The following is a 24,826-nucleotide window of genomic DNA, read 5'->3' on the forward strand; positions in this document are numbered from 1 at the left end:
AACTAAAAGAACAATTGATAAGATCAATTTGACCTTTTTCATTAAATAATTCATTAAGGGGAACATTAATTTTTCAAGCATTAAATTTAAAAAAAGGAAAACCTACATAGTTGTCAGGGACTGCTAATTCGAGTCGCTCTATAGTTATAGAATCAAACATTTCAAATCATTTAAGATTTTTACACTTATTAGCTTCGTACCACTTTACCCAAATGACTTTATCTGCCTCGAATGCCACAATACTGGGATAACCTATTTCATAATTTAATATTTCATCCATTGATACCTTTACATATTTTGAAATAAATGTTAGTGATTTTAAGAACACTTTATTGTTAACCGTTCGCAGTAGGCCATTTTTACGTTCGAGAGTATGTCTTTCCACAATAGATATATTATAGAAAAAATTCCTTTTAAACGCCCGGCTTTCATTGCAGTTAGCAGATGAGCTATTGGCCAAAATGCACGAAGTAAAAAAAAGACAGACAAATAACAACTTTAGATTTATTTTCATGGAATTATGGTTTTAGTTACGCTATTCCCCCTGAACTTGTAGGGGTGACGGTTTGGGTGGTTTTTACACCAGTTTTATCTGTAAAAACATCTGTTTTATCATTTCGACTGTTTCCATTGACACTGTTTTCTGCTTTAACAGCTTTAGCATGACCGTTTAAAAATTCTGGAGGCAGGACAGTAGGACCTACAGTTTTAGACCACTCTCCAGGATTAAGTCCAGCCTTTGCTTTTTCCAATTGCTCCGTTGTTTCATGTATTAAAGCCCCTGCACTAGAGGCAGCACCTACTCCAGCTTTATCAAATTCTATAACATCTGAAATATCAAGCTTATTTGTTAAAAAATTGCCAACAATGGTTTTCGCATCATTTTGAACTACTTCCTGCCTAACTACTGAACTACTATTAACGGCATCACTATACAGATCATAAAATGCCTTTTGTTCAGTAGTTAATTTCGTCAAGTCTCCTCCACCGGTCATGGCAACAATCGATATCTTGTTATCATATCCTTTACCATCCGTTTTTATAACAGTAGATTTAATTTCAAACTGTCCGCCAAGAGCTTTGTTTACTTCTTTCGCATAATCAACTTTTGCAATTTCATTAGCATATTTTAGATGAATGTCGTTTGGAACCATCCCATCGGGATCCGCAAACCTTACAGGATTATTGAAGGAATAGCTATATGGAGAATACCTCCTCATCAGTTCTGCAGCAGGATCCACCGCGTTCCATCTTCCAATCACAGGATCATAAAACCTTGCCCCGTAATCGTACATCTTTTCTTCTTCCTGCTTCTCCTTCCCATTGTACTGGTACTTGTTTTCATCTCCGAACAAACCTTTTTGAATAGCCAGTCCAAATGGATAATAATCCATCTCTTGTACTTTTCGAGCAGTATCTGAATTAATATCAAAGTACAATCTCCCATTTCCTAAATGGTCAGCCAAAGTATATTCGTAATTATAACTGCCTGCACTATTACGAACCACCCTTCCTGCCGGAGTCTGCAGGTATTTCAATACCCCATTCTCATATTGAATACCACTAATATATTCATTTGAAAGCACAGCAGCAACCGATTGACTCAGTTTCTGCCCTGCAGCATCATAGCGATACTGAATCAGCTTCCCTCCGGCAGTCAGACTGGACGGCAGATTCAGGTAATTATAAGTAACTGGGCAGTTGGACCTGAAACCGGTTCATTATATTTTAAATGCTGACTAAACAAAGGAGAAATCTGGCTTTTTAACCAGCCCCTGGAGTTGTAAGCATAACTAATTTTTTGCCTGAAAACCGGCACTTCCAATTGGGTACTGTGCAACTCCTTACTAGTTATCATAAGAGATGCTAAAACAAGCAAAGCCTATCATTTTTAACGAACAGAGCCCGGTCATCAGGCTCTGCTACGAAGTCATTCTTAGATTCTTCAACAAAAAAAGGCTACTATTACCTGGAAATTCCGTTAATTCAGACCTTATAATTCCGTGCCACTTTACCCTACTATGTTGGTGCAGAATTAAAGGATAATCGAAATTTTATATCTCTAGCTACATTAGAAATTTACAAATTTTTAATGTCAATAATAACGACCCAATTATTTAATAATATATCCAATATTTATTATAAGAAAGGAAGCCTTCAATGGTTGAAAATCTAAGCAAAATCCCAATAAGCAATAGCGATAGTGGCGAAAGAAATCCGATTAAAGTATTAAATGTCATAAAATTAATTTGCAAGTGATTGAACAACAAACACTAACCCGCCAATAATACTAATAATTGACCATATCCAAAATTGGATATATTGCGGTAATAATTGACCTTTCCAGTTTGTTTCCTCAGAAGCTGCCTTTCGCTTTCTAACGTCATAATACATCAGCAAACCAACTACCAAAAAAGTCACCCCTAAAAGAAAAAGTTTATAATTCATATTTTTTTGCCCTAATTTTTTATTTTATCTACACCTTTATCTGTTTCGGTTTTAACACCAGATTGAACAATATTTTTCACCTCTTTTGCCACAAGCTTTGTTACAGCAGAAGCACCGGGTAGTGCTTTATCTATGGCCATTGAACCCAGCTTATCTAAATGGAGTTTCTACCTTTAAATAGACATACCCCCTTATAGTCATCCGTTATGCTATCTAAAAACAGTTCTGAAGGTATATTTTCTATTGGTTCCCATTTACTTAAATTATCACTTTTCATATCTCCATTTTATTATGCTACCATCAGGGTTTGTAATATGTATTGTTGGGTCGTCCCTAAGGGGTACTACTTCCATTTCTAACATTGATTTTTCGACCACCTGCTATACACCCATTCTACCTTTTTTCTATAAAACTTATTCTTTTTCTAATTTTTATTTTTATCGGTTCTGATTCAGCTTCTAAATCCTCCACTGTTTTTTCATAATTAACGTTGTGTTTATAGATTTCCTTTCCATTGTACTGGTACTTGTTCTCATCCCCGAACAAACCTTTTTGAATAGCCAGCCCAAATGGATAATCAGGGTTTCCATTCTGTTTTGGTATTTGACACCACTTCAATATTTATTTTTTGAATAATTTTTCTAATAATTGTTTTATAATAAAAACAATAACAAAAACAACAGTTATTAGTCCCAAATAAATCGCTAAAAAAAGACGTTGAGCATTATTCAAAAATAGATATGCAACCGTAATCAATGCTAAATAAACAATACATGTGACTAGATTAATTAAAGAATATTCTTTTGTTTTTAAAATATAAAACAATTTAACTGTTAATACCATAGGTAATAACAAGGCTATTAATATTGCGATAAACTGTATAGTACCATTATACTTTTCCATTGAATTTTTATTTTATCACTGCGTTGATTTATTATCAAATTTCGATACGATAGTTATCCCTTTTGATGCAACAGCCGAACCAGCAGCAGCAGCCAATAAAATTTTATTCCTATTCACGTTCGTAATATTACCAGCAACCTGAGCTACGTATTCATTTCCTATACCGATAGCGGCCCCAATAACAAAATTCCAAATTTTTCCATCCGGATCAATTCTCGAAATAGGATTATTGGCAACATAACCATATAGAGAATCTGTTTCTTGATCCTCTTCGTCAGCGCTTGGATCTAACGTAGTAGATCTTCCAATCACCGGATCATAGAACCTAGCCCCATAATCGTACATCTTCTCTTCTTCCTGCTTCTCCTTTCCATTGTACTGATACTTGTTTTCGTCCCCGAACAAACCTTTCTGAATGGCCAGGCCAAATGGGTATTAATCCATTTCCTGTATTTTCCGCGCAGTATCGGAGTTGATATCAGATTACAATCTCCCATTCCCTAAATGGTCGGCTAAAGTGTATTCGTAATTATAACTAGTTGAACTGTTACGAACCACTCTTCCTTCAGGGCTTTGCAAGTATTTCAATATGCCATTCTCATATTGAATACCACGAATATATTCATTCGAAAGCACAGCAGCAACCGATTTACTCAATTTCTGTCCAGCAACGTCATACCGATACTGAATCAATTTCCCTCCGGCAGTCAGACTGGATGGCAGATTTAGGTAATTATAAGTAATCTCTGAAATGTCGTTGCCATAACATATGCTTCCTACCAGTACATTGATCCGGCTTACTGTAGGAAGCCCTTTAATCATCTGGATATAGCTAGCCGACAGATTATAGGGACTCAGGGAGGTAATCCAGGCACCGCATAATCACCATAGTACTAAACCGTTAATGTATCAACGATATCACTTTGAGGACCATCCCCGAACCAATTGTTATAAACAGTTGCAGAGAAAGTTTTAGAGATAAAAAAAACCGCTGCGTATGCCGTAGCGGTGGTCAAAATATTTTGCTGTTACTCTTCTATATGACTTCGATTTATTGCCTTGATTTGACTTATTCAGATGTTGTCAAATCAATAACAAAACCAATTAGTAATTCAATAATAAAAATTATTTTAAAAAAATAAAATAGAAGATACAAAATATGAAAGTCAGTATGTAACTCCATACTAAAGGCAACTACAATACTTAAAAAGATTATAGGAGAAGACTTTAATAAATTCAGGAACTTTATAGTTTTTAAAGAGCTTAATTTCAAAACATTAAATTTATCTTCCTTAAGAATTAAATGTAATAACGAAATAACAACCACTATAAACAGGCTCAAAAATAGAATTGGATAGTTATGATTGAATAATCCAAAATACGTCATTACCACTACTACTACTAACAAAACAATTGAGATTATATTTTTTATCATCATTTTACTTTTATTCTTTTAGACATTTTTTCGGGATCGCTAGATACATTTACAACACCATAACCAAGCATATTCAAACCTAATGCTTCAAGCCCTGGAGGACTACGGTGCTGTTCAAAAGGAAATGTCTCCTTTAATGCGGTTGATCATTTACAAAAAAATCCACACAGGCCCTTTTGTGATGCACTCTTTGTACCAAAACAACACCTAATTTTGGCCCTGAGTATTCTCATTATCTTTCAATTGATCTTTAGGTGATCCTTTCGAAGTAAGATTAGTTATATCATTAGAGGAAAAAATTCGAAATATCAAAGACGAACAACCTATTGATCTTCTAATCTTTTCTGATATAAATATCCCAAGACCGCTACCTACAAGCAAACACAAGCCCAACAGTATTGCTCCTAATTGACCATTATAATTCTTATAAAGAACATACCCAAAGATCCCAAAAATCGCACTTATGGCAACAAAAATATTTAACCATGCAACTATTTCCAGAAAAGTTCTAAAAAATTTTATCATATATTGAATTCTTAGTTTTTCTTTATGTCTCTTTTATAATATCTCATAGCGCTATCATTTTCGTTTTTCTCTTTTTTTAGGTTCCCTATTCTTCGTTTTGCATCCTCTATTATAAGAAATCTTGCTATAATCTTCCCCTAACTAGCTACGTTCAAAACTAAAAAATTCCAGTTCAAATTGCTATTGTTATCTTGCTGTAATGTAGGAAAATCATAACTTATCACTCAAAATTACTGAACTAATTCCTATAGCCGTATTAGTTAAAACAGTTAGCATAAACTATTTTACCCTGGAAATTTCATGAAAATGAAGTTTTGTAAAACACCGTTAGCAATTTAATATTCATTATGTGTCAAATACTCCTTTTAATAAAAGTCCTAACCCTGCCAATCCAATTAGGCCCGAAGCTATAAACTCACCAAGAACCCCTTCTTTAGGAAATAAAACGATATCGCTTCCATCCAGATAACGCATTTCTACCTCTTGTCCAACAGCATATTCCTCACAAAATGCCCCGGAGACCTGCTTAGGAAAAATTTTATCTTGAAACTTTAATTTAACCATCCATTTAATTTTTGTCCCTAGACATAAAGCAGGCTTATCTATAATTTCCATTTTCACGATTTTTCCCTTTTTTAGTACTTCAAGACTATTAAATTCCGCTTTAATAAAAAATACGGATCCAATCATTAAGATCATACCAATTAACAAACTCGTTATTTTCATTTATTTTAATTTATTTTACACAAGTCATTACGATAGAAACTATCATTATTTTTCTCAACATTGTTACCATTCGCACCGGCATCTGAGATCTTTTGAATAGTATTCCCAACAAGACCTCCAGCAGTATTATTAACACCTTGTTTTACGGCTAAATTAAAAGAAGCACTTTTTACTGCTTGAGCCCTACCTGAACTCGATGGATCCCTAGCACCTAAAAGCAGCCAAACCAGTTCTTCCAGTTGCATAGTTTCCGGCGACCTGAAATGCAGAATCTACTGCAGCCCCAACGATTGCCCCTCCTATTTGTCCCCAAATCCTTCCATCTTCATCAATCCGTGAAATTGGATTATTAGCCACGTAACCATATGGAGAATCTCTTTCTTGATCCTCTTCGTCAGCGCTTGGATCTAGCGTAGTAAACCTTCCTATCACTGGATCATAGAACCTGGCGCCATAATCATACTGCTAAGTTAAAAGGGTTTAATTACGTATACTGTATCTACCTGATTTTTAACTTCATTCAACTGAATTGAGAACCTTCGAATTAAAGATGCTTTCAATATACCTTGCACTTTTTTTATACTTCGGTATTTTTCCAATGAATCAACATTAAAAATGTAAAAATACGCTATTTCACTTGCAGGTAAATTTTTCAAATTGCCATAAGGTAACCATATGCTGCTTACTTCCCCACTATTAACATGAGTTTGATCTAGATAGTCTATAAAAACTAAACTATCTGTAAGATTTGGGATAAGTAATTTTGCAACAAGAATCGATGAAGTAGTATTATTGTTAATAACAACTACTTCACTCTTTCTATCCATTACATTAGACTATTTATCATTATAGTCAACAGATTCATTCATACTAGGATTGGATTTTAGATACCTGACCAGAATCGTATCGCCAATTTTAAATTTCGATTCCATTGAATTGCCCTCATATACTTTATCCTTAATTTTAAATGAATATGAATAAGAGAATTCACCAGAGCTAGGACTATTTACAAAAAAATTCTTCTCATCTATTATAACTGCTTTTACCTGCGGGGATTTTTCTGTAAGTAATATACCTTTAGCTATAACAATAGCTACTTTACATACAAAAAATCCAAGGAATGCAAAAAAAACTCCCCATCTAATATAATCTATCGCCTGTTTCATATTCCTTAATCTAACTTAGTTTTAATATCCTCTCTTTTTTCACTTGTAACAGCTTTCTGTACTCCTGTTGCTACACAATCATCTTAATATAGATTGTGATATCCTTCTCCTTCTTACCCTTAGAGATGAGACTTTCTACAAATTTGTTAGTAAAATCTTTCAGTTCCGTGTTAGTGATAAGGACTAAAGGCACTTTATCTTTCTTTGGAAGAAGATTACAACTGAAACAAAGAAGCCCAATAAAAAATATCCAAATTCTCATCAAAAGGTTGATATAATCAGGTTCAAGAGACTGTCGTATATTCAGTAAATGTATTGTTTAATTTAAGGCTATCTCTTATTTCAGCCGATTGGTCACTGCTGACCTTGCGCTGGCAACTTGTAATAGTTAAAGCAACGCAATAGTAGAGGATGAGATTGACCAAAAGGGTTCTTTTCATTTTTTAGAGCTTTAGATTACATCCAAAGACAAAAAGCGCAATAAATAAAAGACTGTTTCGCATTAAAATACTTTTTTTTATTATACTTGTTTTTATAGGATATTTCATATTCTAATTTGTTCCTATTCTAAACCCCATCTTGCAGAGTCACCATTTTTCATGGAGCACCGTAAAATGGCATGGAAACAGGTAGCAATGCCCGTTCTATAACCTAGAGAAGACCAAGCTATTAAAGGCTTATTTTTGTTTATCAATTATAAGTTGGACCGAGCCCTCTTCTAATGAATTATACTCATCAAAATGCATATGATGACCCACTGGAACAGTATCCTGTGCCAATACCAACATATGCTTTGCTAAAGATATTAATCCCGCTTTGTTGGCAGAAATTATGATCACTCCATCATTAATTTCAGCCTTAATTTCAAAGCCGCTTTCCCATTCATACTTTAGCCCTTGATCCGAATATTCCGGTATTGTTAGTTTTATTTCCATCATTATTATTTAATAAATATACGACACCGGTTTACACATCTAGAATCACCAGGAACCGTCGTAAACTTTTTCAAGGTTGCAGAATCAGCTATCCAAACATCGAGTTCAAAAATGATAAAGTCTTTTTTTATCCAACCATTTAAAACCTTCCTCATCTATTGATGAAACTATTTGTTGGAGATCCGTGATGTTTAATATCCTCAAACCCATTTGCACCTCTGAAGATCTTTTCTGTTGTTCCAATCATACACATACATGAATCTATTAAATCCTCATCTATAATATCTTTGATCACCTTATTTATTGACATAAGTGTAAGGTCTCCAACAATAATCATATCTTCCGCCCAAAAATACTGAGCACTTCCCATTTCAAGTAGTTTTTTAACATTTGAAATAGTGAACAATGTTGCTGAATAAACGAGATTAGAAGGTAGAACTATCTTAACATCTATATTATCATCAAATACATCTACTTCTTCATACATAGACATAAAAACTATTTTGTATTCCGTTTTAATAATTTTTAAATCAGCCATCAATCTCTAACCATTTGTATTACATAAACAAAGCTAATCCCATAGCTTAAATATTTCCACCAATCCATTTATTAGCTTTTTATTATAAAAATAGCCATTTTCATTATGAAAGAAGCCATTGTAGTGGCATTTCACGCTATAATACCGTAAAAAGCTGCAACATCGAGCCACACTTTGGCCAATTGTTTATCTTTTATTATGCCACTACCATAATAATAAAGCCTACCAACCTCATAAATAGACTGTTTATAGCCTGATAGAGCTGACTTCATATAGTTATAAAACGCTTCTTTTAAATCAGCATTCTCCTTAAGAGCCATCTTCAAAGCTAATTTATATAATTTATCTCCCTTCATTATTATAATATCTGATGAACATTCCCATATAACGATTCTGATTGAGGTCAAGATTACACATTAACAGAACAACTTTATGTTTCAACTTCGCTCTATAAACTCCTTAAACAGATTCATCAATACCGGAAGTTTATTAGCATCACCAAATCCAGTGAACAACTCTCCATCTGAATGTATCTCATACCAATCATCATCATTAACTGACACTTTCATAGATACCTTCCTCCCTTCATAAATTGTATCCAACAAGTCTACTTTAAATGACCATCCTGGATTATCCAGTGTATCTATTTTAATACCATAAGTATGTTCCCAATTGCCATCGCAATTCGATTTATACCAGTTAGCAAGCCATTCAGTAATTCCCATTAATTTTAAAATTATTATTTTGGTATTTCATCTTCCTCTGGCTGGTTTTACCTCTTTACCTTCCTGTTGTATAAAGACTCATATATTCTATATCGTAGCATCAAGTTTTCTTTGGGAAGTCAAGGCTCCTTTAAATTCTACCTTTCTCTTTCATAAATAGATAAGTATAAAAACAACTTAGGATTAATGTAATGAAATTCGTACCTATCATTATGCCATTAGCAGGTGCCCATGTAAATACCAATTCAAAATGATAACCAATAAAAAAGGCTCCATAGTCAAACTTCCAAGTACTGGTGTTAAGGTGAACAAATCCGACCCATTCAAGTCCCTGTGTATATTTACAACTAAATACGCTTGAAAAAAAAGAAAAAGACTGAATTAGACATAATATTAGATTTATGAGGATACTTCTATTTTTTATTTGACCCTTTTGTTTTAAAATATCGAAATTAGTAACTAAAGTCAATAGTACGATACCTAGTGAAACTATTAATGTAATCGCTCCAGTTAGATCAGTAAACACGTTATTATAAAGTGAATTCAATAGGATAAATAAGGTCCAGAACGCTGTAACAAAAAAATAAAAAGAACTAAAAAGCACAATTATTTTAACAATTTTTAATCTCATCTTTTGTAATTTCATTAATAAAATTTAAGGTACCATTAACCAAATAATCTTGATCTCCATTAAACTGCCACCTACCGGCAAAGATGATCCCAGTATCGCAGCATTTAGGACCTCAGAACTGGAATTTTTTAGTTTTAAACGTAGCTAGTTAGGCGAAGATTACACCCAGACCAACCAATATAATGCTCATCTCGCTCTTTAATACTCCAATTAGCAGCGATAATTGGAATACCCAACTCTTTTCTTTTCGCATTAAAGGAGAACCCATACTTATTTTGACATCGTTCAATAATGAATGAATCAACACTAAGACCTATAGAAGCCAAAAAACCGGTCAACATGACCCCTGCAGCTATATTTGATGCTAATTTACACATACCTTTTTTTTAAGAAAATAATGAAAATAAACTAGCTTACATTAAAATGCTTTCTACAATTTTCGCCAAGTATAAATAAAAAAACACTGTAACTTCAATTATTGTTCTCTTATTTATCTTCTTTTAACAGCTAAGCATATCCGACACCATAACGAATGGATAAAAGTCCGCTTTCATAGGTCTTACTTTCAAGTAGTTTGAGCTTAGTCCTGTGCTCTTGTTCAGCAAACAGTAGCTTACCAGCGCCAAGTAATATCGGGTGTACTGACAACCACAATTCATCCACTAGTCCCTCCTTCATCAAGGAATGAAAAAGCGTAGCGCCACCAAATAACCAGATATCCTTTCCCGGTTGATTTTTTATCTTTCGTACTTCAACAATACTATCTCCCGATATCAAAACAGCACCTTCTTTAACGGAAGTCAGCGTTTTCGAAAATACGTATTCTGGCAACACAGGCATCCCTGGGATGGTCTCCCCATTCTGGCCTTCAGTCTGCTGTTGCATCATTTCATAACTCTTGCGGCCAATAAAAATCGCGTCAATCTGCTTAAAAAAGCTATTTAATCCATAGTCCTGATCTGTAAAGCACCAGTCATACTCCCCATTAGGTCCTTCAATATAACCATCCAATGTGATGGCCAATCCCAATATTAGTTTTCTCATCCTGTTAAAATTTATACCGCAAATATGCCTAGCTCAATTTTCTCTGAATTGTACAAAACGGACATTAGTATAAAATATACCTGTCTTTCAGGACCTGACCCGGCGTGTAACCCGTATAATCCTTGTAATCACGGATAAAATGAGCCTGGTCATAATACCCACTTTTGTAGGCAAGCTCAGTAAGAGAAAACATAGGATAGCTTTTCAAATGATTAAGAGAAAGTATAAACTTCGAAACACGTAGGTATTCTTTAGGCGACAAGCCTACATACTCCTGAAACTTTCTTGAAAGATGGCGCTGGCTGAGTCCGGTATCAGAGACCAGCCTTCCCACAGGAATCAATCCCCCCGATAATTGAACCTGCCTTAGACAATGTGCAATATGCAAATCATCTTTACTATTGGCCAGCTCCTTAAACAAATACTTTTGTGCCAGATTAACGCGGACTTCATTACTACTAGATCCTGCCATTTCTTCTTCCAGGTCCGCAACCGCAGCGCCCCAAATATCAGTCAGAGAAAGAGTGGTATCTGATAAAGTATGCAATGGGATTTTCACAAACTTATACGCCATGCCAGGATAGAAACAAATTGCAACAACCCCATTCCCTTTCCGCATCTGAACATCCTTAGGACGGCTCATCCTGGAAATAACAATACTGCCTTTATGTAGTTCATTACTAATGATTGCTACAGGTGTACTTGTATAATTTAAAAACAGTTCTACACAAGCATCTGGCAACACGCGAATATAACTGGTGTCAGTATCAGCGTCACACTCCATGGTGCAAATCTGTTTTACATAAGACTGCAAAGCAGGGATGATATCATATGATTGAATACGCATACCTCGCAAAGATAAATAATTACCAAATGGCAAAACCCATTCAACATCTACTGAATTCCAAAAACTTAAGTCATCAATATTATAGTGAATTTCATTAAGATTACAAGTTAATCCAAAACCAAGTGCCTACATAATCGTATCCTTCAATACATGAAATTTGTCATTCAATTTATAATCCAAAAGAACCAATCTATTATTTATACGCTTCCCACTTTTGATATCATTTACAGTAAGTATATATTGACCCATTTTATCTCCGTTCACCATCTTCAAATGGTTTATACTACCATTATTATTGTAATCAACGATGTTATGTATATTGCCAAAACGACTTGAGAACTGATAATAATTTGTAGCTCTTCCTAATTTATCTAATTCCAGAACGGTAAAGAAAGAGAGCTGTACCCCTGAACCCGATGCTGACTGCCCCTTACCAATAAGGCATAAATATCGTTTATTGCTCAAGCTTAGTCTGTAGACCACTAAAGAAAGGGGATCCATTTTTGCATCAAGCGTAAAGAATTGGTTATTAATTCTGAAATTGTCTTTTCTGATACCTGGGTACGCTGTATGAACAAGGGAGTACTGTCTTTCTTTTCCAATAAACTTCGCAATATAACCAGCCCCGCCTTCATTATTTTCTGGATAGATGAACTCCCCTTCTATTTTCTGATGGCTAATATTGCGGCCTTTAGCCAATTTGAGATAAATCGAATCTATGCTTATTCCTTTTTCTTGAATAAAACCACTTGTACCAAACACCTCATAATCCCCATGAAAACCAGGCTTTAACATCCTTTCCCTTTCCTTCATATCAATGAGTAATACTGAAAGATAGTCCAGTTTATCCTGGCTATTTAAAGTAGATTCATTCATTTTGAAAAAGCCCAATACAGCTCGAAATGTACTTTCTATAGAGATTTCCTTTATGATCTGAACACCATCACCTTTAGTATAAACAAAATGATAAGTAATAGCCGGTATTTTGTTTAGTCGAAAACGATAAACTCCTTCAACAAATTGATATTGGCTAGTTTTATCTTTACCTAAAACATGGTTGATCATTATTCCTGAGCTATCTTTTGATGTTATCCAAAGGAATTCAGCTAGCTTATGACGTACACTATCGCTCACCTTTACTTGCTGAAATGGGTTTTGGTCAATGCGAGCAGCCTTCTTTTTTATTTGAGACTTTGCACTCATGACAAAAACACTAACTACGGCCACTAATAGATATATTGTTTTCATTACTATGATAAATCTGTGCTTAATTGCCGCATAAAGGAAATACAATTTTATAAAAAGATTTTTTATCGTTCTGTATAGGGTAAGCAAAATAACTGTAAGAATTGTTCTTCAAATGATAAAAATTAGCATTAATTAGACCCAAAATAAAAGATATAGAGTTTCCTTCTAATTCATAGACCTCAATCCCCGGTACTAGTAAAGATGTTTTTTTAAAATCACATCTTCCGTAATTTTTGTAGGAATATTTTCCAAATTCATTTAGAGGTAAATACCTATATAAATCGTCCCCTAAAAGGAATACATCTGGACGAGTAAAGAATCCAATCTTATTATTATATTGATTTAATATCGCTTTAGAAACTATAAACTGTCCTCCAAATTTTGGGGAGTGAATTCGAACTGGATCAATTATCTTTATAGTATCCACTATATAAAAATTGCTGTAATTAGATTCACCTTTATAATTCCTATCCCAACTATTTCTTGAACAAGAACACAAGATCAATAAAGCTACAAGGTAATTAAATTTATTTTTCATATCTATTTCATTTCACCGTTGATCATTTGTTGAATACTGTATTTTCTCCACCTCCTTTAATTTGAAACCAATACCTCTTTTTTTTCATCTTATAAGTTATAATTTCAACAATTGTTCCTGTTACTATAGCAGAACACATACCCACTAATAATAGGTGCTGAACCTGAATTTTGCAACAACTATTAACCAAAAAGATTACGCGTCGATTTTATTTAAATACAGTAAAGCCTCTTCTTTAGCATAAATACTTTTCATGCCCTTATCCTGATTGGATAAGTAATTTGATAAAAAGTCCTTCGCCTTAGCATCTTCACAAATTATATAATAAGCTTTACCAATTAAGAAATTCGCGTCATTTTTAAGAGATTGCATCCATTTAATATCAGGGTCCATAAAGCCTTGATTGGTTAGGTCATCTGACATATTTTGTATGCGTTTTAGTAATTCTATAGCTTTATTCTCTTTTTTAAGCATAATTAATACTCCGGCATAATCCCACAATACTAATGGAGATTCAGGGTTTAATTTATAGGCTTTTTTTGCATAAAAAAGTGCCTTTTCATAATCCCTCAGCTCGTAATAACATGAGCTTAACCGAGAGTAAATCCAAAAATCATCACCATCTTCTTTTAAAAGAATGTCATTCAATAATTGAATGGCCTCTTTATACTTTCCATTATGATATTCTATATAAAATTTAGTAAGCAATTCCTTAATAGTTTCTTTCTCCATTTTTATACATTTCTCAAAAAACACCAGCAATTGAAACAGTATCACTGGATATTACACGCTTAATATTCATTCTGAATAGATTAAAGAAATCAACCCGTATCAGAGAATTTTTTGTGACCTTAAATATTAAAATAATTCTTCTTGATCATCCTCATTGAGCTTATTGATATCAATTAACTTTAGTGCTTTAAATAGCTCATTTTCCATACCTTAACCCAGATTTCGCTTTTTCTAAATTAGAAACTACCTAATATCCACCTGTATGTTATCGGCCTTAAGTAGGCTATCTGCCGTCCTTTCAGAAACTTTACTAACCTGACTATCAATTTGATATGTATAAATCATAGTAGCTCCTTTACTTTCTTGTGGATAAAAATACTCCATCTCTAGCCATCTTTTGTTGCCATTTTGTTTGGAAAGATTAAACACATCTAATTCATGTTTAATACTACATCTGGAAAGAACAACTGCCTTTCTCTTATGACCAATGCGTGTTTCATCCCCAGACCAACCAATATAATGCTCATCTCGCTCTTTAATACTCCAATTAGCAGCGATAATTGGAATACCCAACTCTTTTCTTTTCGCATTATAGGATAACCCATACTTATTTTGACATCGCTCAATAATAAACGAATCAACAGTAAAACCTATATAAGCCAATAAGCCAGTCAATATGACCGCTGCATATATATATGAAGCTAATTTACTCATAATTATTTTTTAAGAAACATAATGGAAACAAACTAGCTTACATTAAAATGCTTTCTACAATTTTCGCCAAGTATAAATAAAAAATTACTGTAACTTCAATTATTGTTCTCTTATTTGTCTTATTTTAACAGCTAAGCATATTCGACACCATAACGAATGGATAAAAGTCCGCTTTCATAGGTCTTACTTTCAAGTAGTTTGAGCTTAGTCCTGTGCTCTTGTTCAGCAAACAGTAGCTTACCAGCGCCAAGTAATATCGGGTGTACAGACAACCATAATTCATCCACTAGTCCCTCCTTCATCAAGGAGTGAAAAAGTGAAGCACCACCAAATAACCAGATATCCATTCCCGCTTGATTTTTTAACTTTCGTGCTTCAGCAATACTATCTCCAGATATCAAAACAGCACCTTCTTTAACGGAAGTCAGCGTTTTCGAAAATACGTATTCTGGCAACACAGGCATCCCTGGGATGGTCTCCCCATTCTGGCCTTCAGTCTGCTGTTGCATCATTTCATAACTCTTACGGCCAATGAAGATCGCATCAATCTGCTTAAAAAAGCTATCTAATCCATAATCCTGATCTGTAAAGCACCAGTCATACTCCCCATTAGGTCCTTCAATATAACCATCCAATGTGATGGCCAATCCCAATATTAGTTTTCTCATCCTGTTAAAATTTATACCGCAAATATGCCTAGCTCAATTTTCTCTGAATTGTACAAAACGGACATTAGTATAAAATATACCTGTCTTTCAGGACCTGACCCGGCGTGTAACCCGTATAATCCTTGTAATCACGGATAAAATGAGCCTGGTCATAATACCCACTTTTGTAGGCAAGCTCAGTAAGAGAAAACATAGGATAGCTTTTCAAATGATTAAGAGAAAGTATAAACTTCGAAACACGTAGGTATTCTTTAGGCGACAAGCCTACATACTCCTGAAACTTTCTTGAAAGATGACGCTGGCTGAGTCCGGTATCAGAGACCAGCCTTCCCACAGGAATCAATCCCCCCGATAATTGAACCTGCCTTAGACAATGTGCAATATGCAAATCATCTTTACTATTGGCCAGCTCCTTAAACAAATACTTTTGTACCAGATTAACGCGGACTTCATTACTACTAGATCCTGCCATTTCTTCTTCCAGGTCTGCAACCGCAGCGCCCCAAATATCAGTCAGAGAAAGAGTGGTATCTGATAAAGTATGCAATGGGATTTTCACAAACTTATACGCCATGCCAGGATAGAAACAAATTGCAACAACCCCATTCCCTTTCCGCATCTGAACATCCTTAGGACGGCTCATCCTGGAAATAACAATACTGCCTTTATGCAGTTCATTACTAATTATTGCTACAGGTGTACTTGTATAATTTAAAAACAGTTCTACACAAGCATCTGGCAACACGCGAATATAGCTGTTGTCAGTATCAGCGTCACACTCCATGGTGCAAATCTGTTTTACATAAGACTGCAAAGCAGGGATGATATCATATGATTGAATACGCATACCTCCCAAAGATAAATAATATTATTTCCAGGTTAATTCATCATCCTCGTCATCATCATCGAATTCTTCTTCCCCAAATTCCTCATCATTACCTGAATTTCTCCCGGTATCTTCGTCATCTTCAGAAAAATCATCGTCCTCATCTTCATCATCTTCCGGTATACGCCCTTTGTTAGGGTCAATAATATTGTTTTCATCGATTAGCTCTTGTTCCCAATTCTGATCGTTTAGATTTTTAGTTTTCATGGTCGTGGTTGTTTAATGGATTAACATAACGAGAAGCAAAAAAGACGTATCAACCAGATAACATTCAGACAAACAGTTTGTTTCCTCTAAATTCCAATTTTACAATCTAATAGTTTTAGGAATATAAAGCACCGCAAAAACAGAATTTAAACTCAAACTCTCATCACCTGTTAATACAGTTCTTATCCCGCCCTAATCTCTTTCTTTTTTCTTTGTAATAAATAAAACCAAGAGAACATAACAGAATGAATTACAGGGGAACTACGATTTTGGCGGTTGTTTTAAGCATTTCAATTTCAGCGAATGCACAAGTAAAGCAACCAGACACAGCAAAAAACTTAAGATTAGAGGAAGTATCCATCTTTTCAAAATATTTTAAAAGATACAAGTCTTCTCAATTGTCTGAGATGTTGCGATTACCAACACCACTGCTCAACGTACCTCAGAACATTCAGATTCTAAGTTCAGAGATCCTGAGAGATCAGGCCGTTTACAACCTTAATGAGAGCGTAACCAGAAATGTGAGTGGAACATTACGTGAAGAGCTACATAATGGAATATCACCAGATATCTATTCCCGTGGAGGATACATCAGTGCCCAGCGCAACGGTGTAGACATGCGCCCATTAGGTAAAGGACCCCTTGCCGACGATATCTCTATCATTGAAACTGTAGAATTTTTAAAAGGCCCTAGTAATTTCATGCATGCCATGAGCGACCCATCAGGTTCCTATAATATCGTGACCAAGAAACCATCCGGACAAACCAGAAGAACGGCAGACATCCTATTGGGTAGTTTTAATATGCTTCGTGCTGCAATTGATCTGGATGGGCAGCTCGATAAAAGTAACAAACTTCAGTATCGCCTCAATGTGATGGGCATGGGATCAAAGGGCTTTCTAAAGCACGATCGCAACAGTAAAATCCTCCTTGCCCCTTCCCTAAAGTACAAATTCAACGAAAACACCTCTTTAACAGCAGAGTATATTTATCAGCACCTCAATTACCTGATGCTGAGTGAGGCACAAAGCTCTCCATATGGCTACGGCACGCTTCCGAGGGATTTCACAATGACAGATCCCAGCATCAGACCATTCATCGGAAAAGACCATAACGCATTCCTGACCTTCCAGAACAAATTCAATAAAAACTGGCAAATGACGGCCAAAGTATCCTATGTAAATAGTGCCTATGACGGATCCTTATTCTGGGTGTATGGCGCAAACCCTACAGATAAAGATATATTAGATCGAAACCTTGTTTACGATTCCAACAAATACACTGTTTTTTCTACTCAGGCCTATATCAATGGTGCCTTCAAAACAGGAAATATAAAACACCAGTTTATCGCAGGAATTGACATGAACAGGAAATCATCCAGAAGCTGGGATACCTGGGCAACTGCAACAACGATCTATCCATTAAGCATCACCAATCCGGTATATTCCGAAACGATTTTAAACAATGGCATTGGCGGTAACTTTGACTCGGAGAACAATATATCTGCTGATATCAATAAAATCCATAGAAGGCTTAATTACACTTCTATATATGCGATGGATGAAATCGCCTTACTAGACGAAAAACTAAGGATTTCGCTAGGTCTACGCTTAACGGCATCTGATGGTAAAACCAATGATTATGGTCAGCAGAGTGCCTCCAAAGATTGGGCATTAACACCTCGTCTGGGCATCAATTACGCGCTCAATAACAGCTCCGCAGTGTATTTTCTATATGATCAGACCTTCCTGCCACAAACCGGTATATCTGTGGATGGAAAAACACTTAAGCCGCTAGAAGGAACCAGCTATGAAGTTGGACTAAAGAAAGACTGGGCTAATGGCAGCTGGAATACCACTTTATCGCTGTACAACATCTACCGCAATAGATTGATCACCCCAGATCCAACCTCAAACTTATTGTATCAAACCGGAGAAAGCCAGTCGAAAGGCATCGAGTTTGACCTGAAAGGCCGAATCGCAAAAGGAACAAATGTAATATTCAATTATGCCTATACAGATTCGAAGATCACCAAAGATGATTTACACCCTGCAAATGTCGGTATGGCCACCCCTAATCGAGTTAAACACATCCAAAACACCTGGATAAATTACTTATTACCATTAGAAAAACTAGAAGGATTTACGGTATCACTGGGCTACCAGCTATTAATTGGAAGAACTGAACGTATGACCACCACTACTCCCGACCATCTGAAAGACATTTTCAGACTGGACAGTGGCATCGGCTGGAGCAATGAAAAGTACAACATCAATTTTCTGGTAAACAATGTCCTGAATTCAAAAATTTACTCTACGGCCTGGAGAAACAACACTGGCGACATGTACTATTGGGTACAACAAGCACCCATTAATGCCAGACTCTCTTTCCGTATTAATCTTTAATTACAAAAATCATGAACAAAATAATAGCAATCTTATTTATCAGCGCAACTACACTCCTCTTCTCTTGTACAAATGGCAGCAAAGAGACCAGTCAGGAAAAGAAAGCGATATCGGTGATGGATGCCTTGGGCAACAGTATCGAACTAGACAAACCTGTAGAAAGAATTGTAGTCTTATACGAACCTGCAATGGATGCACTTTATATGCTCAATGCAGAAGATAGAATCGTAGGGATCTTTAACGATGTATACAACAGTCAGGAATTGTTTCCTTTTTACTCCAAATTAGACGACAGGATACAGCAAAAGAAACTGGCGGTTCCCGGAAGTAACGGTGATGGCAACATAGAGAGCATTATGATGCTGAATCCTGACCTGGTGATCCTACAATCCGCACAGGCAGAACTTGCACAAGCTTTACGAGCGGTTGGGGTAAAAGTATATACCACCAAAGTGGAACAATATCAGGAAGTATTTCAAACCATGCATGATCTGGCAGCATTAACCGGAACGCAGGAAAGAGCAAAAGACTTAGTTGCTTATGTAAAAGCGGAATATGCCACAATGAAAAGCAAAGCTGATACCATCCAGGTTAAGAAAAAAGCTTATTTCTCCTGGGCTTATGGCCGCATATTTGCCACCGCAGGTAGGAACAGCATGATGAACTTTTGTCTGGAAGCAGCTGGGGTAGAAAATGTCTGCACTTTTGCTGTTGACCAACCCAACATCAGTCCTGAAACTTTAGTAAGTTGGAATCCGGATATGATCATCATGTGGAATGATAGTCCGAATGAATTCTACAAGAGAAAAGAATTAAGAGGCATATCCGCCATAGAAAACAAGGAAATCTATAACTTATTGCCGATGTTCTTTTACAACCCACATACCTTAAAAGCACTCAGCACTGCAGTTAGCATCCATAATTGGGCTTACCCAAATAAGGAGGTAAATGTTAACCAGAAAGTTGAAGAGGTGATCTTAAAATTGTACGGAGAAAAAGGCAAAGCACTAATGGAATTAATCTAATCCATTTAAATTAGAAAACGAACTATGAATAATAGTTCGTTTTCTTAATAATTGCCGGAACTCCAGCAGTCATTACATGATGTGGGGTGTTATGAGTAACCACTGCTCCTGCTGCTATCGTTACGTAACTACCAATTACCACCCCAGGCAAGACTACCGCTCCAGATCCTATATGGGTATAACTTCCTATTTTACATTTCCCCAATACAATCGCGCCTGGTGATATTTCAACAAAGCGCCCAATTACCACATCATGGTTGATCAGGCAATTGTAGTAGATCATGGTTCCCATTCCTATTTCAACACTATTGGATATTTTTACCCCCGACAAAATATTGCAGCCATCGCCTATACTCACTTCGTAATGACCAATGTCTGTCCGCGGACTGATGGTAGAATGAATTTCGCCTCCTATAGCTACGAACCTATGGTACATTTTACTCCTCAAACCAGGATTACCAATACCAATAGAAAACCGGTTGTCTACATTTGAAAAGTACAACGCAGCCTCTTCCATGGTCCTTATGATGGGAAATTTCCCGAATAACTCCTCTTCATCTGTGTTTATATCGTCATAAAAGACAAGGTCATCCAGCTCATTATTCTGTCGTAGAATTTCTAAGATATCCTTAGCAAATCCTTTAGCTCCTATTATTAACATAATTGATATTTAAAAACAACATTAAAAAATAGAGCGCTAACATTTCAGCATTTCAATCGCCTCTCGCAATGAAGCGTTTAAAAAGCAAAAACTTGGAAGGTTAATAGGGATGTGTACTGATTACACTATAAACAATCAACAGTTGGATTGGTTCGGAAGAATAAACAAAAGATAAAAATGGATTGTAGGAACAGCTGGAGGCCTTTACCTTCAAAAAAGTCTATTAACTGCTAGCTCAATAAGGAAATCCAGAAACATTTTAAGGCTGTCAATTGTTTGTTTTACTATCTAAGTACGCCCCAGACTGTTTATTTAAATCCTAAACAAAATGAAAACGATTAAAATGGTTTCAATGTCCCTGTTCTTAGGTTTATTATTAATGTTCAGTGCAAAAGTGCGCGCACAGGACCCAGTAAAAGTAGCGCCAAATATTTATAAGAGAGTTGTCCTTGAAAATGACAAGGTACGGGTGATGGAGGTCGAAATAGCTCCCAATGATACTGTCCCATGGCATAGTCACCCAGACCATTTCATCTATGCTTTAACAGATGGAAAACTGGAAATTACCGCTAAAGGAGCAGCACCTGCTGTTTCTGAAGTTAAAGCCGGAGACGCGATGTTTATAGAAGCCACAACACATATGGCTAGAAACATCGGAGGTACCACCGTTAAACTGCTGGTTACAGAACTCAAAAACAGCAAGAAAATGATGCCTCATAAGGCTAAAAAAACTATGTAAAGCCTAAAAGAAAGTCTTATTCAATTAAGGCTAAGACTTTCTTTCCCCGCATTATCTTGTATTATTCCTTTTTAAAAAATCATCTGGTTAGCCCAATATTATTCTGTTTTCTATTCTTAAAATGTAGCCGGTCTCGTCTAGAAATTTCTCCATTCTGACCAAGTAACTCTCCTTGGATTTTGGATGTTCATTATTCGCAGCATATGCTTTTTTACTCGAGAACTCTTGTGATAGCGCTGTAGTTTCAAAATGAGCAATCGTTGCCTTCAGCTGTTTCTCCGCATCAATAATCCATTTGGAACCAAACTGTCCCCTTTCCTTCAATTCTACAAATATTACAGTATCATTGAAGGTTAGCATACCATCGCAGCGTTTTGAGAGATGACCATCAGGACGAGTTGGAACGTCAATACAATGATCCACGGCGGTAAATAAAACATCGTAATTATACTCATTCACGACAACGGCAATCCAACTCCCACCATTACGCTCATCAATAAAAGCAGGGGTATGACTTGGTGCAGGCACATCGCGCAGTCCAAAAAGCTTATGATTTGAGGAAGTCTGACATTTAAGTACTGAAAAATCTAGACTCATATCCCCTGTTGGATTTCTAATAAACGGGCGTAAAGCTCATTACTTTCTCCCATCTCTTCATTCAATCTATTTTCATCAGACGGGAGTCCTTTATAAGTATCTAATTTACTGATCGTTCCATTCTTTTCATCTAATTGATAGACAATTAAATCATTAGCATTAATTGTGGACTTGACTGGAACAATCTCATTTAACTTTTCAATTCCGTTCTCAGTCAGCTTACCTTTTAAGGTCCCAGCCTTTACAGCTAAAGTAAGATAATTGATGATGTAAAGGCTATGTGTGGTAATTATCAACTGATTATTAATATCGATATTATTAAAGCCCAGTAAGCTATTCAATATATGTTGTTGAGATGAAGGGTATAAATTCTGTTCTGGTTCTTCTACGATATTTATAAAAGACGAGTAACTAAATTTTGATGACAAATATTCCAAAGAAGCCTGTCTAACCTCTTCAGATAAATTTGCATTGGAAAGGATCAACTCAATTTCATTTTTTATCCGATTTTCTTCCTCAATACTCAGCTCACGAACTGAATGATTCGTTTTACTCTTAAGCGTCTCCGCCAAATATTTACTTACAATATAAAGGGGCACCAGAGACTGAAACCCGCTCGAAGCATTAGACAATCTAATCTTATAATCATCCCCAACAATTGAAGAAAGTTGATTTAGCTTTTGATACTCAAATTTCACATTATTTATTGGCAAATCAAGTGGACTACGAAGGTCTTCTACTGCTTTAATGAATTCATCAGAAAAAGTATAAAGTGTATTTGCTAAACCTTTAAGATTCTTAACATTACGAACTGCACTAATGAAATTCCTTTCAGCAGGCACATACATAATTTTTGGAAATGAGTATCCGTTTTTCTCATTCTTACTAATTGCTACGTCTCCATTCCTGTAATAAATATGAAACGCCTTCCCAATGTATTCAATTAATGTTTCTGGTTTAAAATAATCACCAATATTCTGGAAAGAGCAATGATATAAAAACTGTCCTTTTTTCAGAATATCCTTTTCTCTGATATCTCCCCTAACCAATGCCTTTTCAATCCAACTTAAAGTAGAATATAGTTTAGCGACAGTACTTTTACCTGAGCCTTGGTTCCCGATAAATACAGTTACCTTATTTATATCAAACCATCCTTCATCTTCTTGATAACCGTCTCGTATAGGACCAAAATTTCTGATTTTAAGTTTGCTCATTTGTATAATTACTTTTTCTTTCAAATTTACTAAAAAATATGCCATTATGGTCTTTCTCAATTCCTATTGTCAGCTGGTTGACTATGGGAAAGATCAGTATCATAATTATAATACCAAACCATTAATTAGGTTATTTTAATAATAGACTATAACCTGGTAACTTTGTATCATTAATTCAAAAGCGATTAGAATTCATTAACGTATTAATGATATGATCGCTATAAAAAACATCAAAATGAAATACAAAGAATCAGGGGCAAGAGTAAGAAAGACTATAAGTTTCTTAGCGATAACCGGGTTGACGGGATTACTACTGTCAAGCGGGGATCCATTATATGCCCAAAGCCAAAATAAAGACTGGTATCCCTCTGCTTACGGTGCAAATGACGAGATTGGTGCAGCAAATCTATTAACGCCTGAAACGGTGCTGCAAGCGGTTAAACTGGTAAAAAAGGGTAAAACTTATCCATTAGCAGTACCTATTGATAAACACCTGCCTGCCTTTCGTCACCGTACTTTCAACCTGTACAACATTCAGCCTGGAGAACAAGCTGGAAAAACCATGGGACCAAATAAGTTCAGTTTCAACGACGAACTGGTTAACGGATGGACTGGAGTAGGTACTCAACTTAATGGCATCGGACATATTGGCATCGACAATGTTTATTATAATGGCAATAAGGCTGCCGACTTTGTAACTGTCGAAGGTGTGACAAGATTGGGCATTGAAAAGGTACCTCCTATTGTAAGTCGTGGTCTGGTACTAGATATGACCGCACATTATGGAAAAGCGATTGTTCCTGGTGGCACTGAGTTTAGCGTTGCTGATATTCAGGCAGTACTTAAAAAACAGCGTATAACAATACGTAAAGGCGATGTGGTGCTGTTTAACACTGGATGGCTGGAACTTATCGGAAAAGACAATAAGCAATTCCTTGAAACAGAACCGGGTATTGGCATGGCAGCAGCACAATGGCTGGCCAATCAGGGAATCGTTGCCTTTGGTGGCGACACCTGGGCGTCTGAGGTATACCCAAATCCGAAAAGTGACGAGGAGTTTCCTATCAATCAGTATATGCTGGCTAAACGCGGAATATATAACCTGGAACTGATAGACAGTAGGGCTTTGGTGCAAGACAAGGTTTGGGAGTTTCTGTTTGTATTAGGACAACCGCTTTATAAGGGTTCAACACAGGTCAACATCAATCCTGTGGCTATAAATTAGTTAAATATCTGATAGCCATATATTGATATTACTTTAGGATATCA

The 24,826-nt window shown here is 35.8% G+C and carries 33 protein-coding genes and 1 pseudogene; 4 read left to right on the forward strand and 30 right to left on the reverse strand.

Annotated elements, in window-relative coordinates; all coding sequences use genetic code 11:
* Window positions 1–530: 530 nt before the first annotated feature.
* From R2S10_RS03905 to R2S10_RS04035, 27 genes and pseudogenes are all read right to left on the reverse strand, one after another.
* Window positions 531–1,586, reverse strand: coding sequence for an RHS repeat-associated core domain-containing protein (locus R2S10_RS03905; protein WP_316839133.1), 1,056 nt, complete (start codon window positions 1,584–1,586; stop codon window positions 531–533).
* Between the two features lie 658 nt (window positions 1,587–2,244).
* The gene (locus R2S10_RS03910) at window positions 2,245–2,448 is read right to left on the reverse strand and encodes a hypothetical protein (protein WP_316839134.1); all 204 of its coding nucleotides are present in this window, start codon (window positions 2,446–2,448) and stop codon (window positions 2,245–2,247) included.
* A gap of 11 nt (window positions 2,449–2,459) precedes the next feature.
* Window positions 2,460–2,588 (reverse strand): hypothetical protein, encoded by a 129-nt coding sequence (locus R2S10_RS03915; protein WP_316839135.1) that lies wholly within the window; start codon window positions 2,586–2,588, stop codon window positions 2,460–2,462.
* A gap of 253 nt (window positions 2,589–2,841) precedes the next feature.
* Window positions 2,842–3,066, reverse strand: a complete 225-nt coding sequence (locus R2S10_RS03920; RefSeq protein ID WP_316839136.1) for a hypothetical protein — start codon at window positions 3,064–3,066, stop codon at window positions 2,842–2,844.
* A gap of 3 nt (window positions 3,067–3,069) precedes the next feature.
* Entirely contained in the window at window positions 3,070–3,351 is a 282-nt protein-coding gene (locus tag R2S10_RS03925; protein ID WP_316839137.1) for a hypothetical protein, read from the reverse strand.
* A 15-nt stretch (window positions 3,352–3,366) separates the two neighbouring features.
* Window positions 3,367–3,774, reverse strand: a complete 408-nt coding sequence (locus R2S10_RS03930) for an RHS repeat-associated core domain-containing protein (RefSeq protein ID WP_316839873.1) — start codon at window positions 3,772–3,774, stop codon at window positions 3,367–3,369.
* A gap of 60 nt (window positions 3,775–3,834) precedes the next feature.
* On the reverse strand, window positions 3,835–4,173 hold the full coding sequence (locus tag R2S10_RS03935) for a hypothetical protein (RefSeq protein WP_316839138.1): 339 nt from the start codon (window positions 4,171–4,173) through the stop codon (window positions 3,835–3,837).
* 820 nt (window positions 4,174–4,993) lie between these two features.
* Window positions 4,994–5,311, reverse strand: a complete 318-nt coding sequence (locus R2S10_RS03940; protein ID WP_316839139.1) for a hypothetical protein — start codon at window positions 5,309–5,311, stop codon at window positions 4,994–4,996.
* Between the two features lie 345 nt (window positions 5,312–5,656).
* On the reverse strand, window positions 5,657–6,037 hold the full coding sequence (locus tag R2S10_RS03945; RefSeq protein ID WP_316839140.1) for a hypothetical protein: 381 nt from the start codon (window positions 6,035–6,037) through the stop codon (window positions 5,657–5,659).
* A gap of 5 nt (window positions 6,038–6,042) precedes the next feature.
* Window positions 6,043–6,282: a hypothetical protein gene (locus R2S10_RS03950; RefSeq protein ID WP_316839141.1), complete on the reverse strand. Its 240-nt coding sequence runs from the start codon at window positions 6,280–6,282 to the stop codon at window positions 6,043–6,045.
* Window positions 6,242–6,487, reverse strand: a pseudogene (locus R2S10_RS03955) (RHS repeat-associated core domain-containing protein); the annotation flags it as partial. The gene R2S10_RS03950 and the pseudogene R2S10_RS03955, both read right to left, overlap by 41 nt.
* Window positions 6,488–6,507: 20 nt before the next feature.
* On the reverse strand, window positions 6,508–6,864 hold the full coding sequence (locus R2S10_RS03960) for a hypothetical protein (RefSeq protein WP_316839142.1): 357 nt from the start codon (window positions 6,862–6,864) through the stop codon (window positions 6,508–6,510).
* A gap of 9 nt (window positions 6,865–6,873) precedes the next feature.
* Window positions 6,874–7,203: a hypothetical protein gene (locus R2S10_RS03965; protein WP_316839143.1), complete on the reverse strand. Its 330-nt coding sequence runs from the start codon at window positions 7,201–7,203 to the stop codon at window positions 6,874–6,876.
* A gap of 677 nt (window positions 7,204–7,880) precedes the next feature.
* Window positions 7,881–8,141: a hypothetical protein gene (locus tag R2S10_RS03970; RefSeq protein WP_316839144.1), complete on the reverse strand. Its 261-nt coding sequence runs from the start codon at window positions 8,139–8,141 to the stop codon at window positions 7,881–7,883.
* Window positions 8,142–8,289: 148 nt separating this feature from the next.
* Entirely contained in the window at window positions 8,290–8,676 is a 387-nt protein-coding gene (locus R2S10_RS03975; RefSeq protein WP_316839145.1) for a hypothetical protein, read from the reverse strand.
* Between the two features lie 131 nt (window positions 8,677–8,807).
* Window positions 8,808–9,032, reverse strand: a complete 225-nt coding sequence (locus R2S10_RS03980; RefSeq protein ID WP_316839146.1) for a hypothetical protein — start codon at window positions 9,030–9,032, stop codon at window positions 8,808–8,810.
* An 81-nt stretch (window positions 9,033–9,113) separates the two neighbouring features.
* Window positions 9,114–9,401, reverse strand: coding sequence for an immunity 53 family protein (locus tag R2S10_RS03985; protein WP_316839147.1), 288 nt, complete (start codon window positions 9,399–9,401; stop codon window positions 9,114–9,116).
* Between the two features lie 765 nt (window positions 9,402–10,166).
* Window positions 10,167–10,409 carry a hypothetical protein gene (locus R2S10_RS03990; protein WP_316839148.1) on the reverse strand — a complete coding sequence of 81 codons (243 nt, stop codon included), beginning with the start codon at window positions 10,407–10,409 and terminating at the stop codon, window positions 10,167–10,169.
* 130 nt (window positions 10,410–10,539) lie between these two features.
* Window positions 10,540–11,076: a dihydrofolate reductase family protein gene (locus R2S10_RS03995; RefSeq protein ID WP_316839149.1), complete on the reverse strand. Its 537-nt coding sequence runs from the start codon at window positions 11,074–11,076 to the stop codon at window positions 10,540–10,542.
* A 64-nt stretch (window positions 11,077–11,140) separates the two neighbouring features.
* The gene (locus tag R2S10_RS04000) at window positions 11,141–11,923 is read right to left on the reverse strand and encodes a helix-turn-helix domain-containing protein (RefSeq protein ID WP_316839150.1); all 783 of its coding nucleotides are present in this window, start codon (window positions 11,921–11,923) and stop codon (window positions 11,141–11,143) included.
* Window positions 11,924–12,049: 126 nt separating this feature from the next.
* Complete coding sequence (locus tag R2S10_RS04005) at window positions 12,050–13,171, reverse strand: hypothetical protein (RefSeq protein WP_316839151.1); 1,122 nt, start codon at window positions 13,169–13,171, stop codon at window positions 12,050–12,052.
* Window positions 13,172–13,190: 19 nt separating this feature from the next.
* Window positions 13,191–13,709: a hypothetical protein gene (locus R2S10_RS04010; RefSeq protein WP_316839152.1), complete on the reverse strand. Its 519-nt coding sequence runs from the start codon at window positions 13,707–13,709 to the stop codon at window positions 13,191–13,193.
* 195 nt (window positions 13,710–13,904) lie between these two features.
* Window positions 13,905–14,441 carry a tetratricopeptide repeat protein gene (locus R2S10_RS04015; RefSeq protein WP_316839153.1) on the reverse strand — a complete coding sequence of 179 codons (537 nt, stop codon included), beginning with the start codon at window positions 14,439–14,441 and terminating at the stop codon, window positions 13,905–13,907.
* 243 nt (window positions 14,442–14,684) lie between these two features.
* Window positions 14,685–15,155, reverse strand: a complete 471-nt coding sequence (locus tag R2S10_RS04020; protein ID WP_316839154.1) for a hypothetical protein — start codon at window positions 15,153–15,155, stop codon at window positions 14,685–14,687.
* 131 nt (window positions 15,156–15,286) lie between these two features.
* Window positions 15,287–15,823, reverse strand: a complete 537-nt coding sequence (locus tag R2S10_RS04025) for a dihydrofolate reductase family protein (protein WP_316839155.1) — start codon at window positions 15,821–15,823, stop codon at window positions 15,287–15,289.
* 64 nt (window positions 15,824–15,887) lie between these two features.
* Window positions 15,888–16,670, reverse strand: coding sequence for a helix-turn-helix domain-containing protein (locus R2S10_RS04030; protein WP_316839156.1), 783 nt, complete (start codon window positions 16,668–16,670; stop codon window positions 15,888–15,890).
* A gap of 21 nt (window positions 16,671–16,691) precedes the next feature.
* Entirely contained in the window at window positions 16,692–16,916 is a 225-nt protein-coding gene (locus R2S10_RS04035; protein ID WP_316839157.1) for a hypothetical protein, read from the reverse strand.
* A 245-nt stretch (window positions 16,917–17,161) separates the two neighbouring features.
* Between R2S10_RS04035 and R2S10_RS04040 the strand changes: the two genes are divergently transcribed.
* Entirely contained in the window at window positions 17,162–19,321 is a 2,160-nt protein-coding gene (locus R2S10_RS04040) for a TonB-dependent siderophore receptor (RefSeq protein WP_316839158.1), read from the forward strand.
* Between the two features lie 11 nt (window positions 19,322–19,332).
* Window positions 19,333–20,346 (forward strand): ABC transporter substrate-binding protein, encoded by a 1,014-nt coding sequence (locus R2S10_RS04045; protein ID WP_316839159.1) that lies wholly within the window; start codon window positions 19,333–19,335, stop codon window positions 20,344–20,346.
* A gap of 22 nt (window positions 20,347–20,368) precedes the next feature.
* Here R2S10_RS04045 and R2S10_RS04050 read toward each other — a convergent pair whose 3' ends face one another.
* Entirely contained in the window at window positions 20,369–21,007 is a 639-nt protein-coding gene (locus R2S10_RS04050) for an acetyltransferase (protein WP_316839160.1), read from the reverse strand.
* A 328-nt stretch (window positions 21,008–21,335) separates the two neighbouring features.
* Here R2S10_RS04050 and R2S10_RS04055 point away from each other — a divergent pair, with 328 nt between their 5' ends.
* Entirely contained in the window at window positions 21,336–21,746 is a 411-nt protein-coding gene (locus R2S10_RS04055; RefSeq protein WP_316839161.1) for a cupin domain-containing protein, read from the forward strand.
* A gap of 87 nt (window positions 21,747–21,833) precedes the next feature.
* Here the strand turns inward: R2S10_RS04055 and R2S10_RS04060 are convergent, their stop codons facing one another.
* Both R2S10_RS04060 and R2S10_RS04065 read right to left on the reverse strand, forming a co-directional pair.
* Window positions 21,834–22,274, reverse strand: coding sequence for a hypothetical protein (locus R2S10_RS04060; protein ID WP_316839162.1), 441 nt, complete (start codon window positions 22,272–22,274; stop codon window positions 21,834–21,836).
* Between the two features lie 65 nt (window positions 22,275–22,339).
* Window positions 22,340–23,602 carry an AAA family ATPase gene (locus R2S10_RS04065; protein ID WP_316839163.1) on the reverse strand — a complete coding sequence of 421 codons (1,263 nt, stop codon included), beginning with the start codon at window positions 23,600–23,602 and terminating at the stop codon, window positions 22,340–22,342.
* A 190-nt stretch (window positions 23,603–23,792) separates the two neighbouring features.
* On the opposite strand from R2S10_RS04065, the gene R2S10_RS04070 reads away from it, so the two are divergent.
* The gene (locus R2S10_RS04070; RefSeq protein ID WP_316839164.1) at window positions 23,793–24,782 is read left to right on the forward strand and encodes a cyclase family protein; all 990 of its coding nucleotides are present in this window, start codon (window positions 23,793–23,795) and stop codon (window positions 24,780–24,782) included.
* Window positions 24,783–24,826: the final 44 nt, after the last annotated feature.

It is taken from the genome of Pedobacter gandavensis (assembly GCF_032678745.1).
GTDB lineage: Bacteria > Bacteroidota > Bacteroidia > Sphingobacteriales > Sphingobacteriaceae > Pedobacter > Pedobacter gandavensis_C.

Excerpts from the sequence above, each read along its gene's own strand:
- R2S10_RS04040 (WP_316839158.1), top strand. The coding sequence starts at position 17,162 with ATGAATTACAGGGGAACTACGATTTTGGCGGTTGTTTTAAGCATTTCA.
- R2S10_RS04050 (WP_316839160.1), bottom strand. The coding sequence starts at position 21,007 with ATGTTAATAATAGGAGCTAAAGGATTTGCTAAGGATATCTTAGAAATT.
- R2S10_RS04030 (WP_316839156.1), bottom strand. The coding sequence starts at position 16,670 with ATGCGTATTCAATCATATGATATCATCCCTGCTTTGCAGTCTTATGTA.
- R2S10_RS03980 (WP_316839146.1), bottom strand. The coding sequence starts at position 9,032 with ATGAAGGGAGATAAATTATATAAATTAGCTTTGAAGATGGCTCTTAAG.
- R2S10_RS04000 (WP_316839150.1), bottom strand. The coding sequence starts at position 11,923 with ATGCGTATTCAATCATATGATATCATCCCTGCTTTGCAGTCTTATGTA.
- R2S10_RS03990 (WP_316839148.1), bottom strand. The coding sequence starts at position 10,409 with ATGTGTAAATTAGCATCAAATATAGCTGCAGGGGTCATGTTGACCGGT.
- R2S10_RS03945 (WP_316839140.1), bottom strand. The coding sequence starts at position 6,037 with ATGAAAATAACGAGTTTGTTAATTGGTATGATCTTAATGATTGGATCC.
- R2S10_RS03970 (WP_316839144.1), bottom strand. The coding sequence starts at position 8,141 with ATGATGGAAATAAAACTAACAATACCGGAATATTCGGATCAAGGGCTA.
- R2S10_RS04025 (WP_316839155.1), bottom strand. The coding sequence starts at position 15,823 with ATGAGAAAACTAATATTGGGATTGGCCATCACATTGGATGGTTATATT.
- R2S10_RS03935 (WP_316839138.1), bottom strand. The coding sequence starts at position 4,173 with ATGATTAAAGGGCTTCCTACAGTAAGCCGGATCAATGTACTGGTAGGA.
- R2S10_RS03940 (WP_316839139.1), bottom strand. The coding sequence starts at position 5,311 with ATGATAAAATTTTTTAGAACTTTTCTGGAAATAGTTGCATGGTTAAAT.
- R2S10_RS04045 (WP_316839159.1), top strand. The coding sequence starts at position 19,333 with ATGAACAAAATAATAGCAATCTTATTTATCAGCGCAACTACACTCCTC.
- R2S10_RS03965 (WP_316839143.1), bottom strand. The coding sequence starts at position 7,203 with ATGAAACAGGCGATAGATTATATTAGATGGGGAGTTTTTTTTGCATTC.
- R2S10_RS04055 (WP_316839161.1), top strand. The coding sequence starts at position 21,336 with ATGAAAACGATTAAAATGGTTTCAATGTCCCTGTTCTTAGGTTTATTA.
- R2S10_RS03995 (WP_316839149.1), bottom strand. The coding sequence starts at position 11,076 with ATGAGAAAACTAATATTGGGATTGGCCATCACATTGGATGGTTATATT.
- R2S10_RS04010 (WP_316839152.1), bottom strand. The coding sequence starts at position 13,709 with ATGAAAAATAAATTTAATTACCTTGTAGCTTTATTGATCTTGTGTTCT.
- R2S10_RS03950 (WP_316839141.1), bottom strand. The coding sequence starts at position 6,282 with ATGCAACTGGAAGAACTGGTTTGGCTGCTTTTAGGTGCTAGGGATCCA.
- R2S10_RS04070 (WP_316839164.1), top strand. The coding sequence starts at position 23,793 with ATGAAATACAAAGAATCAGGGGCAAGAGTAAGAAAGACTATAAGTTTC.
- R2S10_RS04015 (WP_316839153.1), bottom strand. The coding sequence starts at position 14,441 with ATGGAGAAAGAAACTATTAAGGAATTGCTTACTAAATTTTATATAGAA.
- R2S10_RS03925 (WP_316839137.1), bottom strand. The coding sequence starts at position 3,351 with ATGGAAAAGTATAATGGTACTATACAGTTTATCGCAATATTAATAGCC.
- R2S10_RS03910 (WP_316839134.1), bottom strand. The coding sequence starts at position 2,448 with ATGAATTATAAACTTTTTCTTTTAGGGGTGACTTTTTTGGTAGTTGGT.
- R2S10_RS03975 (WP_316839145.1), bottom strand. The coding sequence starts at position 8,676 with ATGGCTGATTTAAAAATTATTAAAACGGAATACAAAATAGTTTTTATG.
- R2S10_RS03960 (WP_316839142.1), bottom strand. The coding sequence starts at position 6,864 with ATGGATAGAAAGAGTGAAGTAGTTGTTATTAACAATAATACTACTTCA.
- R2S10_RS04020 (WP_316839154.1), bottom strand. The coding sequence starts at position 15,155 with ATGAGTAAATTAGCTTCATATATATATGCAGCGGTCATATTGACTGGC.
- R2S10_RS04005 (WP_316839151.1), bottom strand. The coding sequence starts at position 13,171 with ATGAAAACAATATATCTATTAGTGGCCGTAGTTAGTGTTTTTGTCATG.
- R2S10_RS04035 (WP_316839157.1), bottom strand. The coding sequence starts at position 16,916 with ATGAAAACTAAAAATCTAAACGATCAGAATTGGGAACAAGAGCTAATC.
- R2S10_RS04065 (WP_316839163.1), bottom strand. The coding sequence starts at position 23,602 with ATGGCATATTTTTTAGTAAATTTGAAAGAAAAAGTAATTATACAAATG.
- R2S10_RS03915 (WP_316839135.1), bottom strand. The coding sequence starts at position 2,588 with ATGGCCATAGATAAAGCACTACCCGGTGCTTCTGCTGTAACAAAGCTT.
- R2S10_RS03985 (WP_316839147.1), bottom strand. The coding sequence starts at position 9,401 with ATGGGAATTACTGAATGGCTTGCTAACTGGTATAAATCGAATTGCGAT.